General features: G+C 61.7%; 15 protein-coding genes and 1 tRNA gene. 8 read left to right on the top strand and 8 right to left on the bottom strand.

Annotation, left to right across the window (positions count from 1 at the left end):
• Window positions 1-138 precede the first annotated feature (138 nt).
• Window positions 139-1,767 carry a long-chain fatty acid--CoA ligase gene (locus ACGYLO_RS17130; protein ID WP_271687351.1) on the top strand — a complete coding sequence of 543 codons (1,629 nt, stop codon included), beginning with the start codon at window positions 139-141 and terminating at the stop codon, window positions 1,765-1,767.
• Between the two features lie 42 nt (window positions 1,768-1,809).
• Here ACGYLO_RS17130 and ACGYLO_RS17135 read toward each other — a convergent pair whose 3' ends face one another.
• From ACGYLO_RS17135 to ACGYLO_RS17150, 4 genes are all read right to left on the bottom strand, one after another.
• Entirely contained in the window at window positions 1,810-3,861 is a 2,052-nt protein-coding gene (locus ACGYLO_RS17135; protein WP_276154322.1) for an ATP-binding protein, read from the bottom strand.
• A gap of 200 nt (window positions 3,862-4,061) precedes the next feature.
• Window positions 4,062-4,135 (bottom strand) — tRNA-Gly (locus ACGYLO_RS17140).
• A 41-nt stretch (window positions 4,136-4,176) separates the two neighbouring features.
• Window positions 4,177-5,022: a trans-aconitate 2-methyltransferase gene (locus tag ACGYLO_RS17145; RefSeq protein ID WP_276154839.1), complete on the bottom strand. Its 846-nt coding sequence runs from the start codon at window positions 5,020-5,022 to the stop codon at window positions 4,177-4,179.
• Window positions 5,022-7,070, bottom strand: coding sequence for an ASKHA domain-containing protein (locus ACGYLO_RS17150; RefSeq protein ID WP_271687348.1), 2,049 nt, complete (start codon window positions 7,068-7,070; stop codon window positions 5,022-5,024). The genes ACGYLO_RS17145 and ACGYLO_RS17150 overlap by 1 nt, the downstream gene beginning before the upstream one ends.
• A 191-nt stretch (window positions 7,071-7,261) precedes the next feature.
• On the opposite strand from ACGYLO_RS17150, the gene guaB reads away from it, so the two are divergent.
• From guaB to ACGYLO_RS17165, 3 genes are all read left to right on the top strand, one after another.
• Entirely contained in the window at window positions 7,262-8,710 is a 1,449-nt protein-coding gene (guaB, locus tag ACGYLO_RS17155; RefSeq protein WP_271687347.1) for an IMP dehydrogenase, read from the top strand.
• Window positions 8,711-8,758: 48 nt separating this feature from the next.
• A complete protein-coding gene (locus ACGYLO_RS17160; protein ID WP_271687345.1) occupies window positions 8,759-9,919 on the top strand; it encodes an RsmB/NOP family class I SAM-dependent RNA methyltransferase in 1,161 nt (386 codons plus the stop codon).
• 175 nt (window positions 9,920-10,094) lie between these two features.
• The gene (locus ACGYLO_RS17165; RefSeq protein WP_276155688.1) at window positions 10,095-12,329 is read left to right on the top strand and encodes an ATP-binding protein; all 2,235 of its coding nucleotides are present in this window, start codon (window positions 10,095-10,097) and stop codon (window positions 12,327-12,329) included.
• Between the two features lie 18 nt (window positions 12,330-12,347).
• On the opposite strand, the gene ACGYLO_RS17170 is transcribed toward ACGYLO_RS17165, so the two are convergent.
• Window positions 12,348-12,941, bottom strand: a complete 594-nt coding sequence (locus ACGYLO_RS17170; RefSeq protein ID WP_271687344.1) for a gamma-glutamyl kinase — start codon at window positions 12,939-12,941, stop codon at window positions 12,348-12,350.
• Window positions 12,942-13,144: 203 nt separating this feature from the next.
• Here ACGYLO_RS17170 and recA point away from each other — a divergent pair, with 203 nt between their 5' ends.
• The 4 genes from recA (at window position 13,145) to ACGYLO_RS17190 (ending at window position 18,112) form a co-directional block, all read left to right on the top strand.
• Window positions 13,145-14,215 carry a recombinase RecA gene (gene recA / locus ACGYLO_RS17175; protein WP_067261794.1) on the top strand — a complete coding sequence of 357 codons (1,071 nt, stop codon included), beginning with the start codon at window positions 13,145-13,147 and terminating at the stop codon, window positions 14,213-14,215.
• 135 nt (window positions 14,216-14,350) lie between these two features.
• Window positions 14,351-17,008, top strand: a complete 2,658-nt coding sequence (alaS, locus tag ACGYLO_RS17180; protein WP_271687343.1) for an alanine--tRNA ligase — start codon at window positions 14,351-14,353, stop codon at window positions 17,006-17,008.
• 5 nt (window positions 17,009-17,013) lie between these two features.
• The gene (locus tag ACGYLO_RS17185; protein WP_093741992.1) at window positions 17,014-17,301 is read left to right on the top strand and encodes a DUF1330 domain-containing protein; all 288 of its coding nucleotides are present in this window, start codon (window positions 17,014-17,016) and stop codon (window positions 17,299-17,301) included.
• Between the two features lie 85 nt (window positions 17,302-17,386).
• Window positions 17,387-18,112: a phosphatase PAP2 family protein gene (locus ACGYLO_RS17190; protein WP_067261800.1), complete on the top strand. Its 726-nt coding sequence runs from the start codon at window positions 17,387-17,389 to the stop codon at window positions 18,110-18,112.
• 85 nt (window positions 18,113-18,197) lie between these two features.
• Here ACGYLO_RS17190 and typA read toward each other — a convergent pair whose 3' ends face one another.
• The 3 genes from typA to ACGYLO_RS17205 form a co-directional block, all read right to left on the bottom strand.
• The gene (gene typA, locus ACGYLO_RS17195) at window positions 18,198-20,015 is read right to left on the bottom strand and encodes a translational GTPase TypA (RefSeq protein WP_209218798.1); all 1,818 of its coding nucleotides are present in this window, start codon (window positions 20,013-20,015) and stop codon (window positions 18,198-18,200) included.
• Between the two features lie 146 nt (window positions 20,016-20,161).
• Window positions 20,162-20,491 (bottom strand): multidrug efflux SMR transporter, encoded by a 330-nt coding sequence (locus ACGYLO_RS17200; RefSeq protein ID WP_067262978.1) that lies wholly within the window; start codon window positions 20,489-20,491, stop codon window positions 20,162-20,164.
• Between the two features lie 11 nt (window positions 20,492-20,502).
• Window positions 20,503-20,961 carry an Lrp/AsnC family transcriptional regulator gene (locus ACGYLO_RS17205; RefSeq protein ID WP_271687341.1) on the bottom strand — a complete coding sequence of 153 codons (459 nt, stop codon included), beginning with the start codon at window positions 20,959-20,961 and terminating at the stop codon, window positions 20,503-20,505.
• Window positions 20,962-21,069: the final 108 nt, after the last annotated feature.

Below are 21,069 nucleotides of genomic sequence, written 5' to 3' on the forward strand. Positions count from 1 at the left end.
GAGGCACCGCGCGGGCGATAGCCGCCTGCGCGGTGCCGTCGTCCTGTCCGTCAGCGCTCTTACGACTTGCCGGAGGGGAAGGCTTGCAACTGCCCTGACCTTTGGACAGTCTCAAAGCAAATGATTGGAGGACCCCCTATGCTTGGCCAGATGATGACGCAGCCGCTGCTGATCTCAAGCCTGATTTCTCATGCCGAACGCTATCACCCCGAGGGCGAGATCATCTCGGTCTCGACCACCGGCGGGGTTGAGGAGACGAACTGGGGGCAGGTGGCCGAGAACGCGCGGCGTTTGGGTGCGGCTTTGACCGATCTGGGGCTGTCGCCGCAAGCGCGTTGCGGGACCATCGCATGGAACAATCGGCGGCATCTGGAAATCTACTTCGGCACCTCCGGCGCGGGCTTTGTCTGCCATACGATCAACCCGCGGCTCTTTGCCGATCAACTTGTCTATATCCTCAACCATGCTGCGGATGAGGTGCTGTTCATCGACAAGACCTTCGTCCCGCTCGTCGCCGCGATCCGCGACAAGCTGGAGCATCTCAAGCACGTCGTCCTGATGTCCGGCCCCGATGCCGAGGCTGCCGAGACACTACCGGGGCTGATTTTCTACGACGAATTGGTGGCTTCGGGCGATGCCGGGTTCGACTGGCCCGATCTGGATGAGAACACGGCGTCGAGCCTTTGCTACACCTCTGGCACCACGGGCAATCCCAAGGGCGTGCTCTATTCTCACCGCTCGACCGTGTTGCATTCCTTTGGCATCAACATGGCCGACAGCATCGCGATCTCCGCGCGGGACATCGTGATGGCCGTGGTGCCGATGTTCCATGTCAACGCTTGGGGCTGCCCCTATGCCAGCGCCATGACCGGCGCGCGAATGGTGCTGCCGGGGCCGAACCTTGATGGGGCGTCTTTGGTGGGGCTGATCGACAGCTACCGCGTCTCTCTGGCGCTCGGCGTGCCGACGATCTGGCAGGGGCTCTTGGTGGCGGCCAAGAAATCCGGCAGCGAACTGCCCAGCCTAGAGCGTACCGTGGTCGGTGGTTCCGCCTGTCCGCCGTCGATGATCAAGGCGTTCCGCGAAGACTATGGGGTTGAGACGATCCACGCCTGGGGCATGACTGAGATGTCGCCAGTGGGCAGCGTCAACAAACCCTTGGCGAAACACGGTGAATTGCCCGAGGATGCCCAGCACAAGCTGCGCGAGAACCAAGGCCGCCCGGTCTTTGGCGTCGAACTTGAGATCTGGGACGACGCAGGCAAGCCGCTGCCCCACGACGGCGAAACCCAAGGTGCACTGGTCACCCGCGGGCATTGGATTTTGGATGCCTACTACCAATCCGACCGCGACAGCACCCTGCGCGATGGCTGGTTCGACACAGGCGATATCGCGACGATGGACGCCGACGGCTATATCACCATCCGTGACCGCGCCAAGGATATCATCAAGTCGGGCGGCGAATGGATCAGTTCGGTCGAGTTAGAGAATATCGCCATCGCCCACCCCGATCTGGCCGACGCCGCCGTCATCGGGGCCACCCATCCCAAATGGGACGAGCGCCCGGTTCTAGTCGCGGTGAAGGCCGAAGGGGCCGATCCGTCAGAGGCGGATATCCTCAAGGTTTTCGAGGATCAGATCGCCAAATGGCAGGCGCCCGACAGGGTGGTCTTCGCCGAAGCACTGCCGCGCAACGCGACGGGCAAAGTGCTGAAGCGCGACCTGCGGGACCGTTTTGGCGATGTGCTGATGCAGGGCGAGAGCTAAGATAATCCGCCCCGGTCCGCTTTGGGCCGGGGCGTTTTGCCGTCAGGCCGAACGGCGCATCTCACTATCAGCCACGGGTCGGGGCAGGGTCAGCCGGAAGGTGCTGCCCACGTCGACTTTGCTTTCAAGCGACAGGCTGCCGCCATGCAGGCTGGCCAATTGCTCGGCAATCGCAAGGCCCAATCCCAAGCCGCCGTTCTCACGCGACATGGAGCCGTCAACCTGCTGAAACCGCAGGAAAACCCGTTCGAGATTGTCCTCGGAAATACCGCAGCCCGTGTCGGAGACCGAGAAGGTGATCTCTTCGGCATCCTGCTGCATCTGCAGATGAATATTGCCGCTGCGGGTGAATTTGATCGCGTTTGAAATCAGGTTGTAAAGGATCTGTCTCAGGCGCACCGGATCGGCATTGGCGAGGGCCGTGCCATTGTCCTCATAGGTCAGGGTCAGCCCCTTGGCCTCGGCATCCGGGCGCAGGTCATCGGCGACGGAGCGGGCGATCTCGCTGGTCTCGATCTCTTGAAGATCAAGCTCCATCTTGCCGCGCGCGACCTTGGTCCAATCCAACAGGTCTTCGACAAGGCGCAGCATATGTTTGGACGACCCCGCGATGCCGCCCGCTTGGTCAGAGACGAAGTTTTGGAATTCATCGACACTGTGGCGAATGTCGGGCGTGGCATTGGCGCTGTTGTTCAACGCGGTCTGCAAGCGCCTGGCTTGGGGGAGCTTCTCGGCATGTTGCAAGAAGGTCGCCCGGCCCGAGATCACGGTCAGCGGCGTGCGCAGCTCATGGCTGACGTTGTTCAAGAACTCGGTCTTTTCGCGGTCCGCCGCCTTGGCCGCGTCGAGCGCGCGTTTCTCGGCCGTCACATCGGTCCAGATGCCCACGGTATAGCCATGCGGCGTGCGGGATTCCGTGACTTTGAGCCAGAAGTTATCTGAGACTTCCAGAATGAAGGCGCCGGTCGGGTTGCGGAACCGGGCGAGGCGTTTGGCAATCCATGCCTCACGCTCCTCGACCTGCTCAGGGTGCTGATGGCGGGCGACCCAATGGCGCAACAGCTCTTCGATGGTTTTGCCGGGGATCAGAAGGTCAGCGATTTCAGGGTGATACTCCAGAAACTTGCTGTTGACGGTGACAAGGCGTTCTTTCTCGTCAAAGGCGATGAACCCCTCTTGGATCGATCCAATCCCCTCAGCCAAAAGCGCATGGGCTTCCTGCTTTTTCAGCGTGACCCGGCGGAAGGCCCAGAGGCCTGCCATCAGCGCGATGGTCGCGATCAGGGCGAAGGCTACGAGGTAGGGGCTTTGCGGGGCATAGGGGGGCAGACCGTTGGCGGGGCTGGCCGTCGCCTCCCATGTCTTGCCTAAAAGCTCGAACCGGGTGCGCACGGGGGCTGTGGGGTCGACCGCCGCAGGCTCAATCTCAGGCGGCATGACGCCCGTGGGGAAGGCGCGGAGGCTATAGATGTAGTCGGCGGCCTGATGCGGGTTTTGATGCGGCTCGAACAGCCGGTCGGGCTGGAAGACGATGGACATCACCCCCCAAAAACGCGGCGCGCCAAGACCGATGGGGCGCTCGAACACCGGGTAATGCATGATGTAGCCCTTGCCGCCTTGAACGAGGTTCAGCGGCCCTTCGATGGTCGGGCTTTGGCGGCGGTAGGCATTGGCGACGCCGGAAAGCTGCGTCGGGATGTTCTTGTATTCCAGGCCAATCGTCTCGCCATTCTGGGTCTTGGGATAGCTATGGGTGATCTTGAGGTCCGGGGCGAGGGCGAAGGCCTGAATGCCGGGGTTCCGGTCGCGCAACTCCTTGACCAGCAGTTCGATCTTTTTGTCTTTGAAGGCCTCGCCGGAGAGCAGGATATTCTCGATGTTCTTGGTGACCAGAATGGTCTCTTGGAACTGGTGCTGCACTTGATTGCTGACTTCATGCAGCGTTTGCCGGGCGTCCTGACGGATGCTGCCGATATGCTGCTCGTAATCCAGTTTGACGATCGAATAGCTGATGCCGGCGACACAGCACAGCACGATGAAATTGACGATGATGTACGCCTTGGATGTCGCGTAGTCCCGAAACGCGTTTGCCACGCTTTTTTCCTTTGCCTCAATGCGCATCCGACATCGTTGGGCCATCTGCGCGTAAGTTACTTCCCTGTTGATTGCTACTTTTGCGGGCAATCATGGCGAAATTCGGACCAGATTAGGCTTTTCATGGGGGTGACCTTGGGGAACCCTGCGGGGCCTATGTGGGGCCATGTGGCGGGATCACAAAGGCGGAGGGGGGAGCGTGGAGCGGGTAACGAGAATCGAACTCGTAACTAAAGCTTGGGAAGCTGCCGTGATACCTTTTCACCATACCCGCGCGCTGAGGGTGAGATAATCGGCGCGCGGGGGAAGGTCAAGTCAGGGTTTCGTCGCGGTGACGAAATTGATCTCGGCAGGCAGGCGCAGGGGGCCGTCTTTCGCATAGGGGCGCAGAGCTTCGGCGATGGTTTGCCGAAGTTCCGCGACCTGTGCCGGGCCCGCCTCGAAATGATTGATCGCGCCGCTGGCCGGGCCGATGTCGCACATCTGCTGGGCAAGGTCATCGACCGTGCCCGCGGGGGTGAGGTCAAGCCGTGTTACCTTGCAGGCGATATCGACAAATCCCGCCTCGGCGAGGATCGATACCACGCGTTCGGGGTCGCGAAAGGCGAAGGGGCCGGGGCCGTCGGGATCGCTTTTCGGCATGGCGCCAATGGTGGCCCGGGCCGCGCGGGCGGGCAGGGTAAAGAAAGGGTTCTCGGGGATTTGGCCCCAAGCGGCAAAGCTGAGCTTCGCGCCGGGGCTGAGTTGCGCGGCCATGCGCGTGAAGCTGAGCACCGGATCGGCAAAGAACATCACGCCAAAGCGCGAGATCAGCCGATCATAGGGAGGGGAAAGCGCTAGCGTCGTTGCATCACCGTGGTGAAAGGCGACACGGGGCAGGGCGGCGGCCCGTTGCCGCGCGAGGTCGAGCAGCGGGGCAGAGACATCGACCCCCAGCACCGCGCCTGCATCGCCCACCGCCTCGGCGGCGGCGAGACAGCCCGCCCCCGCGCCGCAGCCGATGTCGAGCACCCTCAGCCCCGGCGCCAGTTCGGCGCGCGCCAGCACGCCATCCAGCACAGGCTGCATCAGAATGTCCAACTCAGCCTGCCGCGCGGCCCATCTCTGCCCCGCAGAGGCGCTCCAGAATTCGACCTGATCGCTGTTGTCTGAGGCAGTCATCACGTCGCCTTTCTTCTGCGCCGACGCCCGCCGCGTTCGCTTTCGCCGCTGCCGCCGGTGTTGAAGTTCACCTCCGGGAGGGCGACGAGGCCGTTGAGGATGGGAAAAGGCTCCACCGCATTGGGAATGGCCGAGGCATTGACGAAATGCTCCTGAAAACGCGGCTCGACGGCGGTTTCGATCTTGTGAATCGCGCCTACGGTCGCCTCGATCTCGGCCCGGGCCTCGGTATTGAGCAGGGCGATCCGGGCGCCGGTGCCAGCGGCATTGCCCGCGCTGGTGACTTTGTCGAGCGGCGCGTCGGGGATCATGCCTAGCACCATCGCGTGTTTGGGGCTGATATGTGCGCCAAAGGCCCCCGCCAGTACAACGCGGTCAACTTTGTCGACGCCGAATTTGTCCATCAGCAGCCGCGCGCCGGAATAGAGCGCGGCCTTGGCCATCTGGATTTCGCGGATGTCGCGGTTGGTCACCGTGATCTTGGGCCCGCCCTTTTCGGTGCCGTCGTAGACCAGATAGCTGTTGGTGCGCCCATCGGCAAAGACCGAGGCCGAGCCCGTCTGCGCGGCGCTGCCAATCAGCCCCGGCGCGTCGACGATGCCGTGAATGCGCATCTCGGCGACCATTTCGATAATGCCGGAGCCGCAGATGCCCGTGACGCCGGTGCTCGCCACCGCCTCTTCAAAGCCGTCCTCATCGGACCAGAGATCACATCCGATCACCTTGAACCGCGCAACCTTGGTTTCCGGGTCGATCTCTACCCGTTCGATCGCCCCCGGTGCCGCCCGTTGGCCCGAGCTGATCTGCGCCCCCTCAAACGCGGGCCCGGTGGGAGAGGAACAGGCCAGCACCTTTTCCTTATTGCCCAACAGGATCTCCGCATTGGTGCCCACATCGACCACCAGCATCAACTCGTCGGACTTCTCCGGCGCCTCGGATAGGGCGACGGCGGCGGCATCCGCGCCGACATGGCCCGCGATGCAAGGCAGCAGGTAGACGCGGGCGGAGGGGTGGATGTTCAGGTCCAAATCCTCAGCCCGCAGACGCAGCGCGCCGGAGGTTGCAAGCGCGAAGGGCGCTTGGCCGAGCTCGAAGGGGTCGATGCCCAACAGCAGGTGGTGCATCACCGGGTTGCAGACGAAGACCGCGTCGACGATCAGATCGGGCGAGACATTCCCTTCGGCGGCGATCTGGGTGAAAAGCGTCGCCATCCCTTCGCGCACCGCGCGGGTCATCTCCTGCGCGCCGTCGGGGTTCATCATGGAATAGCTGACGCGGCTCATCAGGTCTTCGCCGAAACGGATCTGCGGGTTCATCACACCGGAAGAGGCCATGACCTCACCGGTTTGCAGATCGCACAGATGCGCCGCGATGGTGGTGGAGCCGAGATCGACCGCCAGACCATAGACCGTGCCCTCGTAATACCCGGGCCAGATGTTCATGATCCGCGCGGCATTTTCTTGATCGCCCAGATGGACGGCGACGGTGACTTTCCAATCGCCCTTGCGCAGGACCGGCTGCATCATTTGCAGGATGTGCAGATCGGCGGTGACTTTCTCCAGCTCCCACTGCTCGGCGAGCGCAGCCCTGAGACGTTCCAGATCGCCCGAGGGTTCGTGCATGTCGGGCTCCGTCACCTCGACGTAGAAGAGTTTGACGGACGGGTTCAGCACGATCTCCCGCGCCTCGGCGCGTTTGCGCACGACTTGTTTGTGCACTTGGCTCTCTGGCGGCACGTCGATCACCACATCGCCCTGCACCGTGGCCTGACAGCCCAGACGGCGGCCCTCTTTCAGGCCGCGCTTTTCGTCATAGCGTTCCTCGACCGCGTTCCATTCGCTCAGCGCGTCAGGCGCGACGGTCACCCCATGTTTCGAGAACTGCCCATAGCCCGGCGAGACCTGACATTTCGAACAGATGCCGCGCCCGCCGCAGACCGAGTCCAGATCGACACCCAACTGCCGCGCGGCGGTCAGCACCGGGGTGCCTTTGGGAAAGCGCCCTCTCTTGCCGGAGGGCGTGAAAATCACGAGGGGGTCACTGCTCATCGGGGCCGTCCTTTGTTTCTTTGCGACAGCATAGCGTGCCGCGCGGCGGGGGAAAGATGCGGGGCGGCAATTCGTGCCGCGCCCGCGTCATTCCCCGTCTGTGGCTTACGCGGGGGAATAGGCCTTTCCAATCCCGACCATCCGTGAAATAGGAAACCGCCAAATGAACCCATCCAGACCCGAGGTGTTAAATGGAGATTCGTGAGGCCCTGACCTTTGATGACGTCCTGCTGGTTCCCGCAGCGTCTTCTGTGTTGCCGTCCACCGCAGATACGCGAACCCGCGTCACGCAGAGCATCGCGCTCAATATCCCGCTGCTCAGCTCGGCCATGGATACGGTGACCGAAAGCCGCATGGCCATTGCACTGGCGCAGGCCGGGGGCATGGGGGTGGTGCACCGCAACCTCACGATCGAAGAACAGGCCCGCGAAGTGCGCCGGGTGAAACGCTTTGAATCCGGCATCGTTTACAACCCGATCACCCTGCGCCCCGACCAGACGCTGGCGGATGCCAAGGCTTTGCAAGAACGCTACCGCGTGACCGGCTTCCCGGTCGTAGACGAAAATGGCCGCGTGCTGGGCATCGTCACCAACCGTGACATGCGTTTCGCCTCTGACGACCGCACGCCGGTCTCGGTGATGATGACTTCTGATCGGCTGGCGATCCTGCAAGAGCCTGCGGACCGGGAGGAGGCGATCAGCCTGATGAAATCGCGCCGGATCGAGAAACTGTTGGTGACGGATGCCGAAGGCAAGCTCACCGGGCTGCTGACCCTGCGTGACACCGAACAGGCCGTGCTGAACCCCACCGCCTGCAAAGATGATCTGGGCCGCTTGCGTGTCGCCGCGGCGACGACAGTGGGCGACGCGGGCTTCGAGCGCTCGGAAGCGCTGGTCGATGCAGGCGTCGATATGATCGTGATCGATACCGCCCATGGCCATTCCGAAGGCGTGGCCCATGCGGTGACCCGGGCCAAGAAACAGTTCGGCGATGTGCAGGTCGTCGCGGGCAATGTGGCCACCGGTGACGCCACCCGCGCGCTGATCGACGCGGGCGCCGATGCGGTCAAGGTCGGCATCGGCCCCGGCTCCATCTGCACCACGCGGATGGTGGCGGGCGTGGGCGTGCCGCAACTGACCGCGATCATGGACTGCGTGGCCGCTGCGGGCGACGTGCCGATCATCGCCGATGGCGGCATCAAGTTCTCCGGCGATTTCGCCAAGGCGATTGCCGCAGGTGCCTCCTGCGCCATGGTCGGCAGCATGATCGCCGGCACCGACGAAAGCCCCGGCGAAGTCGTTCTTTATCAAGGCCGTAGCTTCAAAAGCTACCGCGGCATGGGCAGCATGGGCGCCATGGCGCGCGGCTCGGCGGATCGGTATTTCCAGAAAGACGCCGCCTCTGACAAATTGGTGCCCGAGGGGATCGAAGGTCAGGTGCCTTACAAGGGCAGCGCGGGCAATGTGTTGCACCAATTGGTCGGCGGTCTGCGCGCGGCCATGGGCTATACCGGTTGCGCCACGGTCGATGAGATGCGCCGCAATTGCAACTTCGTGAAGATCACCGGCGCAGGGTTGAAGGAAAGCCATGTGCATGACGTGCAAATCACCCGGGAAAGCCCGAACTACCGTATCGGTTAACCCGTAAAGCAGCGGCCCGCGGGCCGTTCTTTCCAAAAGGAAGATGCCATGACCCCCGGCGCGCGCGTATCCGCTGCGATAGAAGTTCTGGACGCAATTGCCGGGGGGCTGGCCGCCGAACAAGCGCTGACCCGATGGGCGCGTCAGAGCCGCTTCGCGGGCTCCAAAGACCGTGCCGCCGTGCGCGATCATGTGTTCGACGTGCTGCGCCAGAAACGCAGCGCGGCACATTACGGCAGGGGGGAGACGGGCCGCGCGCTGATGATCGGTGTGCTGCACGGGCAGGGGGCCGACCTTGACGCGCTCTTTTCAGGGGTGGGCCATGCGCCCGCGCCGCTGTCCGAGGCCGAACGGGCTTTCCCGCCAGCGCCCGAGGATCGCGCAACGCGGCTGAACCTGCCCGACTGGCTGCTCCCCCTGTTCGACACGGCGCTTGGGGAGAATGCGGATGCTGCGGCCCTCGCGCTTCAAGAGCGCGGGCCGATCTGCCTGCGGGTCAACACCGCGCGGATCGCCGTGCCCGCCGCGCAAGAACTGCTGGCTGAAGAGGGCGTCCAAACCCGCGCAAACCCGCTTGCCGAAGCCGCGCTGACCGTGACCGAAGGTGCGCGCCGCATCCGAAATTCCGCCGCCTTCACCGACGGTTACGTCGAATTGCAAGACGCAGCGAGCCAAGCTGTCGTCGCCGCTCTGCCTTCGGGGGGCCGGGTGCTCGACTACTGCGCCGGCGGCGGCGGCAAAGCGCTTGCTCTGGCCATGGACCCCGCGCGCGAGATCACGGCACACGACATAGACCCCCGCAGAATGAGCGACCTGTCCCCCCGCGCCGATCGCGCGGGCGTCGCGATTTCCCTAGCCGATACCGAAGAGGCCAAAGCGGGCGCCCCCTATGATCTCGTCCTCTGCGATGCGCCCTGTTCCGGCTCGGGCGCATGGCGCCGCGCGGCGGAGGGGAAATGGACCCTGACCCCCGAGCGCTTGACCGAACTGACCACCATTCAGGACCAGATTCTCGATACCGCAGCAGGACTTACAGCACGCGACGGAGTCTTGGCCTATGCCACTTGCTCCCTGTTGCGGGAGGAGAACGAAGCGCGGGTCGAGGCTTTTCTGGCCCGCCACCCCGAGTGGCGAGTCGCCCGCATGGACCGCTATGACGTAACCCCCGATGGCGACGGATTCTTTTCAGCACAGTTGACGCGCGAGTAAATTTACCCATAATCAACCCATGCGTGCAAACCGATTTCGGTTAAAGCCTGCTTAACCTCTGTCGCACGTAATAGTCGTATGATTCGGTTGTTAGGGGATGTGCGTGCAGCAGGGCGTTGGGCATTCAGGGATTGGGGGGCAGGCGGGGCTCAGGCGGCTTTGGCTGCTTGTGGTGATGGCTCTTGCCGCTGGCGCGCTTGCGATGCGCAGCACTGATGCGACGTTGCAGCTTGCCCTTGCCGCGTCGGCGGCCACATTGGTTTTTATTTCAACTGGTTACATCGTCTTTCTTCTATGGGATAGGGGGCGGAATCGGGTCAGCGCGGATGGAGTCGCGGACTTCATCGCAAAAGACGCCGCACCGAGTTTCATCGCCACCTCCGATCGGCAAGTCATTTACCGCAACGAGGTGGCTCTGAAGCAGTTCGGCAAGGTCGGCGAAGAATCCCTCGCGCAGGCCTTACGAGCGCATTTCGCCAATCCCGTGGGCCTTCTCTACCGTCTGCAATCACGCGCCACCGCCAGCGGCAACGCACGGGAAGAGGTGATCACCCGGTCCGGCCCCATGCGCCTATCGGTGCACCAGTTATCAGCCGACCGCCTGCTTTGGCGGATTGAAAGCGTTGCCACCCGCGAGGGCCCCCGCAGTACGCACGAAAGCATGGCCTTGCCAATGGCCATGCTGGGCCGCGGTGGGGCGATCCTTTTCATGAATGAAGCGGCGCGCATACTGGTCGGGCAACGGGTGAAGTCACTCGACCGATTGTTTAATTCCCTACCACTAACCCCCGGAACCGTGACCGAAATCGCCACCGCGGAAGGAAACCGGCAGGTACTGGTGGCCGAGGTTGAAGCCGGCGCGAACCGCCGCGCACTCTATCTTCTGCCGCCGCCCGAAGGGGCTCCCTCTCCCAATGAATTAGGCTGGGAAACGTTTCAAGACCTCCCCGTGCCGATGATCAAACTGCGCCCCGATGGAACGGTATTGGCCTTCAACCGTATGGCGGGGAAGCTGCTCGGCGTATCGCTGCGGCGCGGCACCCATCTTTCGCATCTGATGGAGGGGCTCGGCCGCTCGATCTCGGACTGGCTGCAAGACAGTCTTGCAGGGCGGTTGGTTCAAAAGTCCGAATTTCTCAGGCTCACCCGAACGGATCAGGAGGTCTTCGTTCAGGTCTCACTCAACCGCATATCCGAAGCAGGCGAGGCGGCCCTCATCGCGGTGCTGCAGGACGCGACCGAACTCAAATCGCTTGAGGCGCAATTCGTGCAGAGCCAGAAAATGCAAGCCATCGGGCAGTTGGCCGGGGGCGTCGCGCATGACTTCAACAACCTTTTGACGGCGATTTCCGGGCATTGTGACCTCCTCTTGCTGCGGCATGATCAGGGTGACCCGGATTTCAGCGATCTGGTCCAGATCAACCAAAACGCCAACCGTGCGGCCGCGCTTGTGGGGCAACTCCTCGCCTTTTCGCGCAAACAAACCCTCCGGCCAGAGACGCTCGACATGCGCGATACCCTCGCCGATCTCACGCATTTGCTGAACCGACTGGTGGGCGAAAAAGTAACGCTGACCCTCAGCCATGACCCCGTTCTCGCCCCGATCCGCGCGGATAAGCGCCAGTTGGAGCAGGTGTTGATGAACCTCGTCGTCAACGCTCGCGATGCCATGCCCGCCGGAGGCGAGATCCGTATCGTGACCGAGGTGACGAGCCTCGACCAACCGCTTGAAAGAGATCGGGTCAGCGTGCCCGCAGGCCGCTACGTCACGGTGCAGGTGCATGACGATGGCACGGGCATTCCGAAGGATAAGCTGCAAAAGGTGTTCGAGCCGTTTTTCACCACTAAGCGAACCGGCGAGGGCACCGGCCTTGGCCTCTCCACTGCCTATGGCATCGTCAAACAAACGGGCGGTTTCATCTTTCTCGACAGTGAGTTGGGCAGGGGCACATGTTTTACCCTCTACTTCCCCGTGCTGGAGGGCCAGCCCACTGCGGTCGCGAAAAAGCCCCCCGCATCGCCGGCTCAAAGCCCGCTTCAGCGGTCCGACGGGGTGATCCTTCTGGTGGAAGATGAAGCACCCGTGCGGGCCTTCGCAAGCCGCGCATTACGGCTTCGCGGCTACACGGTCCTAGAAGCCGAATCTGCCGAAGCCGCGTTAATGATGCTCGAAGATAAGGAGTTGGATATCGATGTATTCGTAACAGACGTCGTTATGCCCGGTATGGATGGGCCAAGCTGGGTGCGCCAAGCGCTAAAACAACGCCCGGATGTGCGGGTTGTTTTTGTCTCGGGCTATGCGGAGGATAACTTCGGTCAAGAACAGTCGAAAATTCCGAATTCTGTCTTCCTACCGAAACCCTTCTCTCTCACTGACCTGACCACAACGGTCCACAATCAGCTGCACTGAGCATCACGCGGGGCAGGGCTATGTAATCGACTCGTAAAGCTCAAACTCCGCCGCGAACTTACGACGAAAGCGTTTTTCCACATTCGGGGAAAGCGCTAGCTCCATCTTGGGAGAGACATTCTCCTGCCCCAAGGTCAGCGTCACGTCGAGCCGCTTTTCCAAAAAGCGACGGAGCCGCGTCTGATCTTCATAGCGGAAATGGTGAGTGATCCCGGTGCCGTTCGGTTGGGCCTCCATGAACTTCAGCTGGCTCCCCACATCGGCGAAGCCCGGCTTGTCGCCCTTCATATAGGCGAGGACGAATTCGTCGAAAGTGATCCCGAAAGTGTTGTTCGGCTTGCCCTTCATGAAGGGGCGCTGCCGATAGCGATACCAACTGCCCAGCCAAGAGATCGGTTCGCGCATTACCGCCATCAGCTCAAGCTCGGCATCGCAAACTTTTAGAAACATTGGTCGAATAAAACGATTATAGCGATAAACCGGCGCATGCTTCAGCATGGGCGGATCGGAAATCACCATATCCGCCCGCGGCGCCAGTGCTTTCTCATAGGCGGTGGTTCCGGTCTTTGGGACCGACAAAAAAGCCAAACGTTCTTTAAAAAAAACAATCAATTGCGTCTTACCTTGGGCTGCAGGCGGCCCTTTCTAGTTTGGGTAAACCATTTCTTTACCATTCTCGCCAAAACATAAAGGACAAACAAAGTCGTTGAAATGTTCCGCATTTACCCTCATATGGAACATTAGAGGAACATAAGCGACGCAGCGCGCAGGCGATTGCCGCCGGGGCGCCACTGTGACACTAAGGAATGAACCTAATGGCAACGGCAGATCTTTTGACGATGGACAGTAAGAAAACCGCAGAAAAGCAAAAGGCGCTCGACAGCGCGCTGGCCCAGATCGAACGTCAGTTCGGCAAAGGGTCGATTATGAAACTGGGGGCCGAAGGGGCGATCCAGGATATCAAAGCCAGCTCCACAGGCTCGCTTGGCCTTGATATCGCGCTTGGTATCGGTGGCTTGCCGATGGGGCGCATCATTGAGATTTATGGCCCGGAATCCTCGGGTAAGACAACGCTGACGCTGCATTGCGTGGCAGAGCAGCAGAAAGCGGGGGGCGTTTGCGCCTTTGTCGACGCGGAACATGCCCTTGATCCGCAATATGCGAAAAAGCTTGGCGTGGACATTGACGAGCTGTTGATTTCCCAGCCCGACACGGGTGAACAGGCGCTTGAGATCACCGATACGCTGGTACGCTCTGGCGCGGTCAATATGGTGATCGTCGACTCCGTCGCGGCCCTGACGCCGAAATCCGAGCTTGAAGGTGAGATGGGTGACAGCAATGTCGGTGTTCAGGCCCGTTTGATGAGCCAAGCGATGCGCAAGCTCACCGGGTCGATCAGCCGGTCCAATTGTATGGTTATCTTCATCAACCAAATCCGGATGAAGATCGGCGTGATGTTCGGCTCTCCTGAGACCACCACCGGCGGCAACGCGCTGAAATTCTACTCCTCCGTCCGTCTCGACATCCGCCGGATCGGCGCCCTGAAGGACCGAGACGAGGTTGTTGGCAACGCAACGAAGGTCAAGATCGTCAAGAACAAAGTGGCGCCACCCTTCAAACAGGTCGAATTCGATATCATGTATGGCGAAGGCATTTCCAAAATGGGGGAGTTGCTGGACCTTGGGGTGAAGGCCGGTGTGGTCGATAAATCCGGCTCGTGGTTCAGCTACGGGGATGAACGGATCGGGCAGGGGCGTGAGAACGCAAAGAACTTCCTGAAACAGAACACTGCTATGGCGTCGGAGATCGAAGATAAGATCCGCGCGGCCCACGGGTTGGACTTTGAGGGCTCCGGCGGTGACGACGCGGATATTCTTGAAGCTTGAACCTGATTTGACAATTTGAATTTACGAAGGGGCGTGGCCAAAGGCTGCGCCCCTTTTTCATGGGCAGGAACGGTGGACAGCGCCGGGACTGAGGGGTATTTGGGACCGATCAAATCTGCCCCGGAAGGCCTCGCCATGAAGACGCTGAATGAAATTCGCTCAACTTTTCTGAATTATTTCGATGCGCAGGGGCATCAGATCGTGCCCTCCAGCCCGCTGGTGCCGCGCAACGACCCGACATTGATGTTCACTGCGGCCGGTATGGTCCAGTTCAAGAACCTCTTCACCGGGGTCGAGACGCGCGATTACAGCCGTGCCACCTCGGCGCAGAAATGCGTGCGGGCTGGCGGCAAGCACAATGACCTCGACAATGTCGGCTATACCGCGCGGCATCACACGTTTTTCGAGATGCTCGGCAACTTCAGCTTTGGGGATTACTTCAAGGCCGAAGCGATCCCCTTTGCTTGGGACCTGCTGACCAAGGAGTTCGGCATCGACCCGAACCGCCTTTTGGTCACAGTGTACCATACCGATGAAGAAGCGGTTAAAATCTGGAAGGCCCATACCGGCCTGCCGGATGAGCGCATCATTCGCATCGCGACGGATGATAACTTCTGGTCCGCCGGCCCCACCGGTCCCTGCGGGCCTTGTACCGAGATTTTCTACGATCACGGCGATCACATTTGGGGCGGCCCTCCGGGATCGCCCGAGGAAGACGGTGACCGTTTCGTCGAGATCTGGAACCTCGTTTTCATGCAATACGAGCAGTTCGAAGACGGCACGCGCCAGCCGCTGCCCAACCAGTCAATCGATACCGGGATGGGGATCGAACGGGTGGCGGCGCTGTTGCAGGGAACGAATGACAACTATGCCACCGACCTCATGCGCAACCTGATCGAGGCCAGCGCCCATGCCTCTTCGACCGATCCAGACGGGCCGGGCAAGACCCATCACCGGGTGATCGCGGATCACCTGCGGTCGACCTCCTTTCTGATTGCCGATGGGGTGATGCCCTCCAACGAAGGCCGCGGATATGTGCTGCGCCGGATCATGCGGCGCGCCATGCGCCATGCGCATCTGCTCGGCGTTAAGGATCCTTTAATGCATCAGCTGGTACCATCCTTGGTGCAGCAGATGGGCGCGGCTTACCCTGAGTTGGGGCAGGCGCAATCGCTTATCCGTGAGACTTTGCTGTTGGAGGAAACCCGTTTCCGCCAAACGCTGGATCGCGGTCTGAAGCTGCTGGATGATGAGTTGAGCGGTTTGCCCGAGGGGGCGACCCTGCCGGGGGAGGCGGCATTTAAACTTTATGATACATATGGCTTCCCACTTGATCTGACGCAGGATGCGCTGCGCGAGAAGGGCCGTGCGGTCGATACCGAGGGGTTCGACACGGCGATGGCGGCGCAGAAGGCCAAGGCCCGTGCGGCTTGGGCCGGATCGGGCGAAGCTGCGGATGCTACCGTTTGGTTCGATGTGGCCGACAAAAGCGGCGTGACCGAGTTTTTGGGCTATGACACTGAAAGCGCCGAGGGGCAGATCGTCGCTTTGGTGCAGGGCAGTGATCAGGTCGAAGCCGCCGCAGTAGGCAGCGATGTGCAGGTCGCGCTGAACCAGACTCCGTTTTATGCCGAAAGCGGCGGGCAAGTCGGCGACACCGGCGTGATCCGGACGCAGACCGGTATTGTGAACGTGACCGATACGCGAAAGTCGGCGGGCGTTTTCGTGCATTTCGGCCATGTGATCGAAGGCGAGGTGAAGCCGGGGCAGACCGCTGTTCTTGAGGTGGATCGTTTGCGGCGCAGTGCCATCCGCGCCAACCACTCGGCCACGCACTTGCTGCACGAGGCCCTGCGCAACGCGCTTGGGGATCATGTCTCGCAGCGCGGTTCGCTGAATGCGCATGATCGTCTGCGGTTTGACTTCTCCCATGCCAAGGGGCTGACACAGGAAGAGTTGAGCCAAGTCGAGCGTGAGGTGAATGATTACATTCGCCAGAACACGCCGGTTGAGACGCGGATCATGACGCCGGACGATGCGCGCGCCATGGGCGCGCAGGCGCTCTTTGGTGAGAAATATGGCGACGAGGTGCGGGTCGTCTCGATGGGGCAGTTGGAAGGGTCCGGCAAGGGCAGCGACAAGTCAACCTATTCGCTGGAGCTTTGCGGCGGCACTCATGTGCGGCAGACAGGCGATATTGGCGCCTTCGTGCTTTTGGGAGATAGCGCGAGCAGCGCGGGCGTCCGCCGGATCGAAGCGCTGACCGGGACCGAGGCTTTGGCATGGCTGCGCGAACAGGAAGCAGCGCTGAGCCGGGTCGCGTCGGAGTTGAAAACCTCGGCCAGTGACGTACCGGAACGGGTGCGTGCATTGTTGGACGAACGTCGCAGCTTGACCAACGAAGTGGCGCAGCTGCGTCGTGAATTGGCGATGTCGGGCGGCGGCGCGGCGGCATCCGAAGCGCGCGAGGTGAACGGCGTTAAATTCGTAGGCCAAGTGCTGAGCGGTATCACGGGCAAAGACCTGCCGGGTCTGGTGGATGAGCATAAGGCCAAGCTCGGCTCGGGCGCGGTATTGTTGATCGCCGACACCGGCGGCAAGGCCGCGGTCGCAGGCGGTGTGACGAAGGATTTGACAGATCGCCTCTCGGCGGTCGACATGGTGAAAGCGGCGGTGGCCGAACTGGGCGGTAAGGGCGGCGGTGGCCGTCCCGACATGGCGCAGGGCGGCGGCGCTTCGGCGGAGAATGCCGAGGCGGCGATTGCCGCGGCTGAGAACATCTTGAAAGGATAAGGCCCATGGGCGCACTTTGGATTGCACATGTTACCGTCACCGATGAGGAGGCGTATAAGAAATACGCCGCCGGCGCCACCGAGGCCATTGCGGCACATGGCGGTAAGTTTATCGCCCGCGGTGGGCGGTTCGTTCAGCTTGAGGGTAAAGAGCGACCGCGCAACGTGGTGGCGCGTTTCCCCGATGTCGAAACAGCCGAAAAATGTTACCATTCCGATGCTTATCAAGCGGCGTTGAGCCATGCGCGCGGAGCCTCCGAGCGTGAACTAATGATCGTCGAAACCGACGAATAATCCTGAAACGCCCCGCCTGAATGACAGGCGGGGCGTCTTGCATTGCCGGGGCGGAACCTTCCAAGGGGAGGGTGGTTGATCCCTCATGAACTTCGACCGACTATCCGCTTTCGCCCAATGGTGCCGCCGCCATGTGGAGGTGACGACATTGGCCTTGATGGGGCTTTCGATCACGGCCGTTTGGACATTGGCCGAACTGACCGAAGAGGTCGTCGAAGGTAGCACCAGCAGCCTTGACCGTGACATCCTGTTGTTCCTGCGCACGCCCGGCGACCTTTCCGATCCCATCGGCCCGTGGTGGGTGGAGGAAATCGGCCGCGATTTGACGGCCCTCGGCGGGGTCGCGGTGCTGGTACTGACGACCGTCGTCGTCTCGCTCTTTTTCCTGTTACAACGGCGGTGGTCGACCGCGCTTTACATCCTTGCCACCGTTGGCGGGGGGATCGTGCTGAGCAGCATCGCCAAGGAGTTTTTCGACCGTCCGCGCCCCGACCTCGTCCCGCATGGCTCGCTCGTGCATACGGCAAGCTTCCCCTCGGGTCATTCGATGATGGCGGCGGTGGCCTATCTTACCCTTGGCGCGATGGTGGCACGGGCGCAGAAACGCTGGGCGCTCAAGGTCTATACGCTGGCGGTTGCCGTCCTGCTCACGCTGCTCGTCGGGATCAGCCGGGTCTATATGGGGGTGCATTGGCCGACGGATGTGGCGGCGGGCTGGCTTGGCGGCGGGGCTTGGGCCATCCTTTGCCTGATTGCGGCGCTGAGTTTGGCGAGGCGTGGGCATATCGATCGCGAGGAAAGCGATACTTAGGGCGGCTGGAACTCTTGAGCGCCGGATATGAAAACGGCAGCGCATCGTAAAATGCGCTGCCGTTTTACTTTGCGTTTACCGTAGCTTAGCTGGCTTTTGCCATCCGCTTGCGCTCATGCGGGTCGAGGTAGCGCTTGCGCAGGCGCACGGCGTTCGGGGTCACTTCGACCAGCTCGTCGTCGTCGATATAGGCAATCGCCTCTTCAAGGCTCAGCGTCATCGGCGGGGTCAGGCGCACTGCGTCATCGGTGCCCGAAGCGCGCACGTTGGTCAGCTTCTTGCCCTTCAGCGGGTTCACTTCCAGATCGTTGTCGCGGCTGTGCTCGCCGATGATCATGCCGGTGTAGACGTCCGCCTGCGCGCCGATCATCATCTTGCCGCGCTCTTCGAGGTTCCACAGCGCGTAGGCGACCGAGGTGCCATTCTCCATCGAGATCAGCACGCCCGCGCGGCGGCCCGGGATCGGACCCTTGTGCGGTGCCCAGCCGTGGAAGACGCGGTTCAACACGCCGGTGCCGCGGGTGTCGGTCAGGAACTCGCCGTGATAGCCGATGAGCCCGCGCGAGGGGACATGGGCGATGATCCGGGTCTTGCCGGCGCCCGCGGGTTTCATCTCGACCAGCTCGCCCTTGCGGGTGCCGGTGATCTTTTCGATCACCGCGCCGGAGTATTCGTCATCCACGTCGATGGTGGCTTCTTCGATTGGCTCATGGCGCACGCCGTCGATCTCTTGGAACAGCACCTGCGGGCGGGAGATCGACAGCTCGAACCCTTCGCGGCGCATGTTCTCGATCAACACGCCCATCTGCAATTCGCCGCGGCCGGCGACTTCGAAAGCCTCGCCGCCCGGTGTGTCGGAGATTTTGATCGCCACGTTGCTCTCCGCTTCTTTCAGCAGACGCTCGCGGATCACGCGGGATTGCACCTTTTTGCCGTCGCGGCCCGCGAGCGGGCTGTCGTTGATGCCAAAGGTCACGGTGATGGTGGGCGGGTCGATCGGCTGCGCCGGGATCGCTTCGTTCACCGAAGGATCGGCCAGCGTATCGGCCACGGTGGCCTTGGCCATGCCCGCGATGGAGACGATGTCCCCCGCTTCGGCCACGTCGATGGCAGTCTGCTCCAGCCCGCGGAAGGCGAGGATTTTGGTGGCGCGGAAGGTCTCGATCTGGGTGCCGTCGCGCGACATCGCTTTGACGGTCTGGCCCGCTTTCAGGGTGCCGGTTTCGACGCGACCGGTCAGGAGGCGGCCTAGAAACGGGTCACCGCCGAGCGTGGTGGCCAGCATGGTGAAGGGCTTGTCGGCGTTTTCGATTTGCTTCGGCGCGGGGACGTGATCAAGGATCAGATCGAACAGTGCAGAGAGGTCTTTGCGCGGCCCGTCAAGTTCGGCATCCGCCCAGCCGGAGCGGCCCGAGGCATACATATGCGGGAATTCAAGCTGTTCGTCGGTGGCGTCGAGGCTGGCGAAAAGGTCGAAACACTCATCCAGCGCGCGGTCAGGCTCGGCATCCGGCTTGTCGACCTTGTTCAGCACGACGATCGGGCGCAGGCCCAGTTTCAGCGCCTTGGAGGTCACGAATTTGGTCTGGGGCATCGGGCCTTCGGCGGCGTCCACCAAAAGCACCACACCATCGACCATCGACAGGATGCGCTCGACCTCGCCGCCGAAGTCGGCGTGGCCCGGCGTGTCGACGATGTTGATGCGGGTGTCGTTCCAGACGACCGAGGTCGGCTTGGCGAAGATGGTGATGCCGCGCTCACGCTCCAGATCGTTGCTGTCCATAGCGCGCTCGGTGGTCGCCTGGTTTTCACGATAGGTGCCGGATTGTTTCAGAAGCTCGTCCACCAGCGTCGTCTTGCCGTGGTCAACGTGGGCGATGATTGCGATGTTGCGCAGGTCCATTAAGTCAGCCTTTGGATAGGGGAGGGACGCGCCAACCTAAAGCTGCGCGTATAATTGCGCCGCCCATACCGCGCCCCGGCCACAATTGCTAGCCCTAATGCCGTGACGCCCCCCTTACTGCGCGAAGCTGTGCCACTGGTGCAGCCTTAGTGGGTGGCGCTGTTCGAAAAGAGGTGGATGACCAGAATGCCGCTGATGATCAGCACAAGTCCCAGAACCGCGGGCAGGTCGAGCCGCTGACCGAAGAGGACGAAGCCGATAATCGCGATCAGCACGATGCCCAGACCGGCCCAAAAGGCATAGACGATCCCAACTGGCATGACCTTCAGCGCCAGCGACATGCAGTAGAAAGAGATCATGTAAAAGACCACCACCGCCACCGAAGGCCAGAGCCGGGTGAATTGATGCGAAGCCTGCACCGCGGTCGTGCCAAGGGTTTCCGCCACCACGGCGATGATGAGCCACAGGTAATGCATCTCGGTCTTCCTCAGAGCGGGAGTTCGGTGGTTTCCTTGATCTCCTCCATCACGAAACTGGCCGAGACATCCGATAGCGGCACCCGGCGGATCAGGTCCTGATAGAGGCGATCATAGCCCGCCATATCCCGAACACGCGCCCGGATCAAATAGTCCAGATCACCGGTCATCCGGTAGACGCCGAGTATCTCGGGCATGGCTTTCGTGGCGCGGGAGAATTTCTCGAGCCAATCGGGGGCATGGGCGTTGGTGCGGACTTGGATAAAGACGCTGAGGCCGAGGCCGAGTTTCGCCGCGTCCAAGAGCGTCACCCGGTTCTTGATCACGCCGGCCTTTTCCAGCGCCCGGATGCGGCGCCAGCAGGCATTGCGCGACAGGTGGACCGCCGCGCCAAGCGCCTCAAGGGATTGGCTGGCGTCGCGTTGCAGTTCGACCAATATTCGGCGGTCTATGTCATCAAGTGTTATCATGGCGGTATTTTGGTGGGAAATATTCTCACGCACAAGCGGTTGTCGGGAGAGTTTTGAGACAACGTCACAAGCAGGCTCGGCTATGGTGGGGAAAGGCAGAGACAGGAG

Origin of the sequence: Sulfitobacter sp. 1A13353 (assembly GCF_043557255.1) — a bacterium.
Taxonomy (GTDB): domain Bacteria; phylum Pseudomonadota; class Alphaproteobacteria; order Rhodobacterales; family Rhodobacteraceae; genus Sulfitobacter; species Sulfitobacter faviae.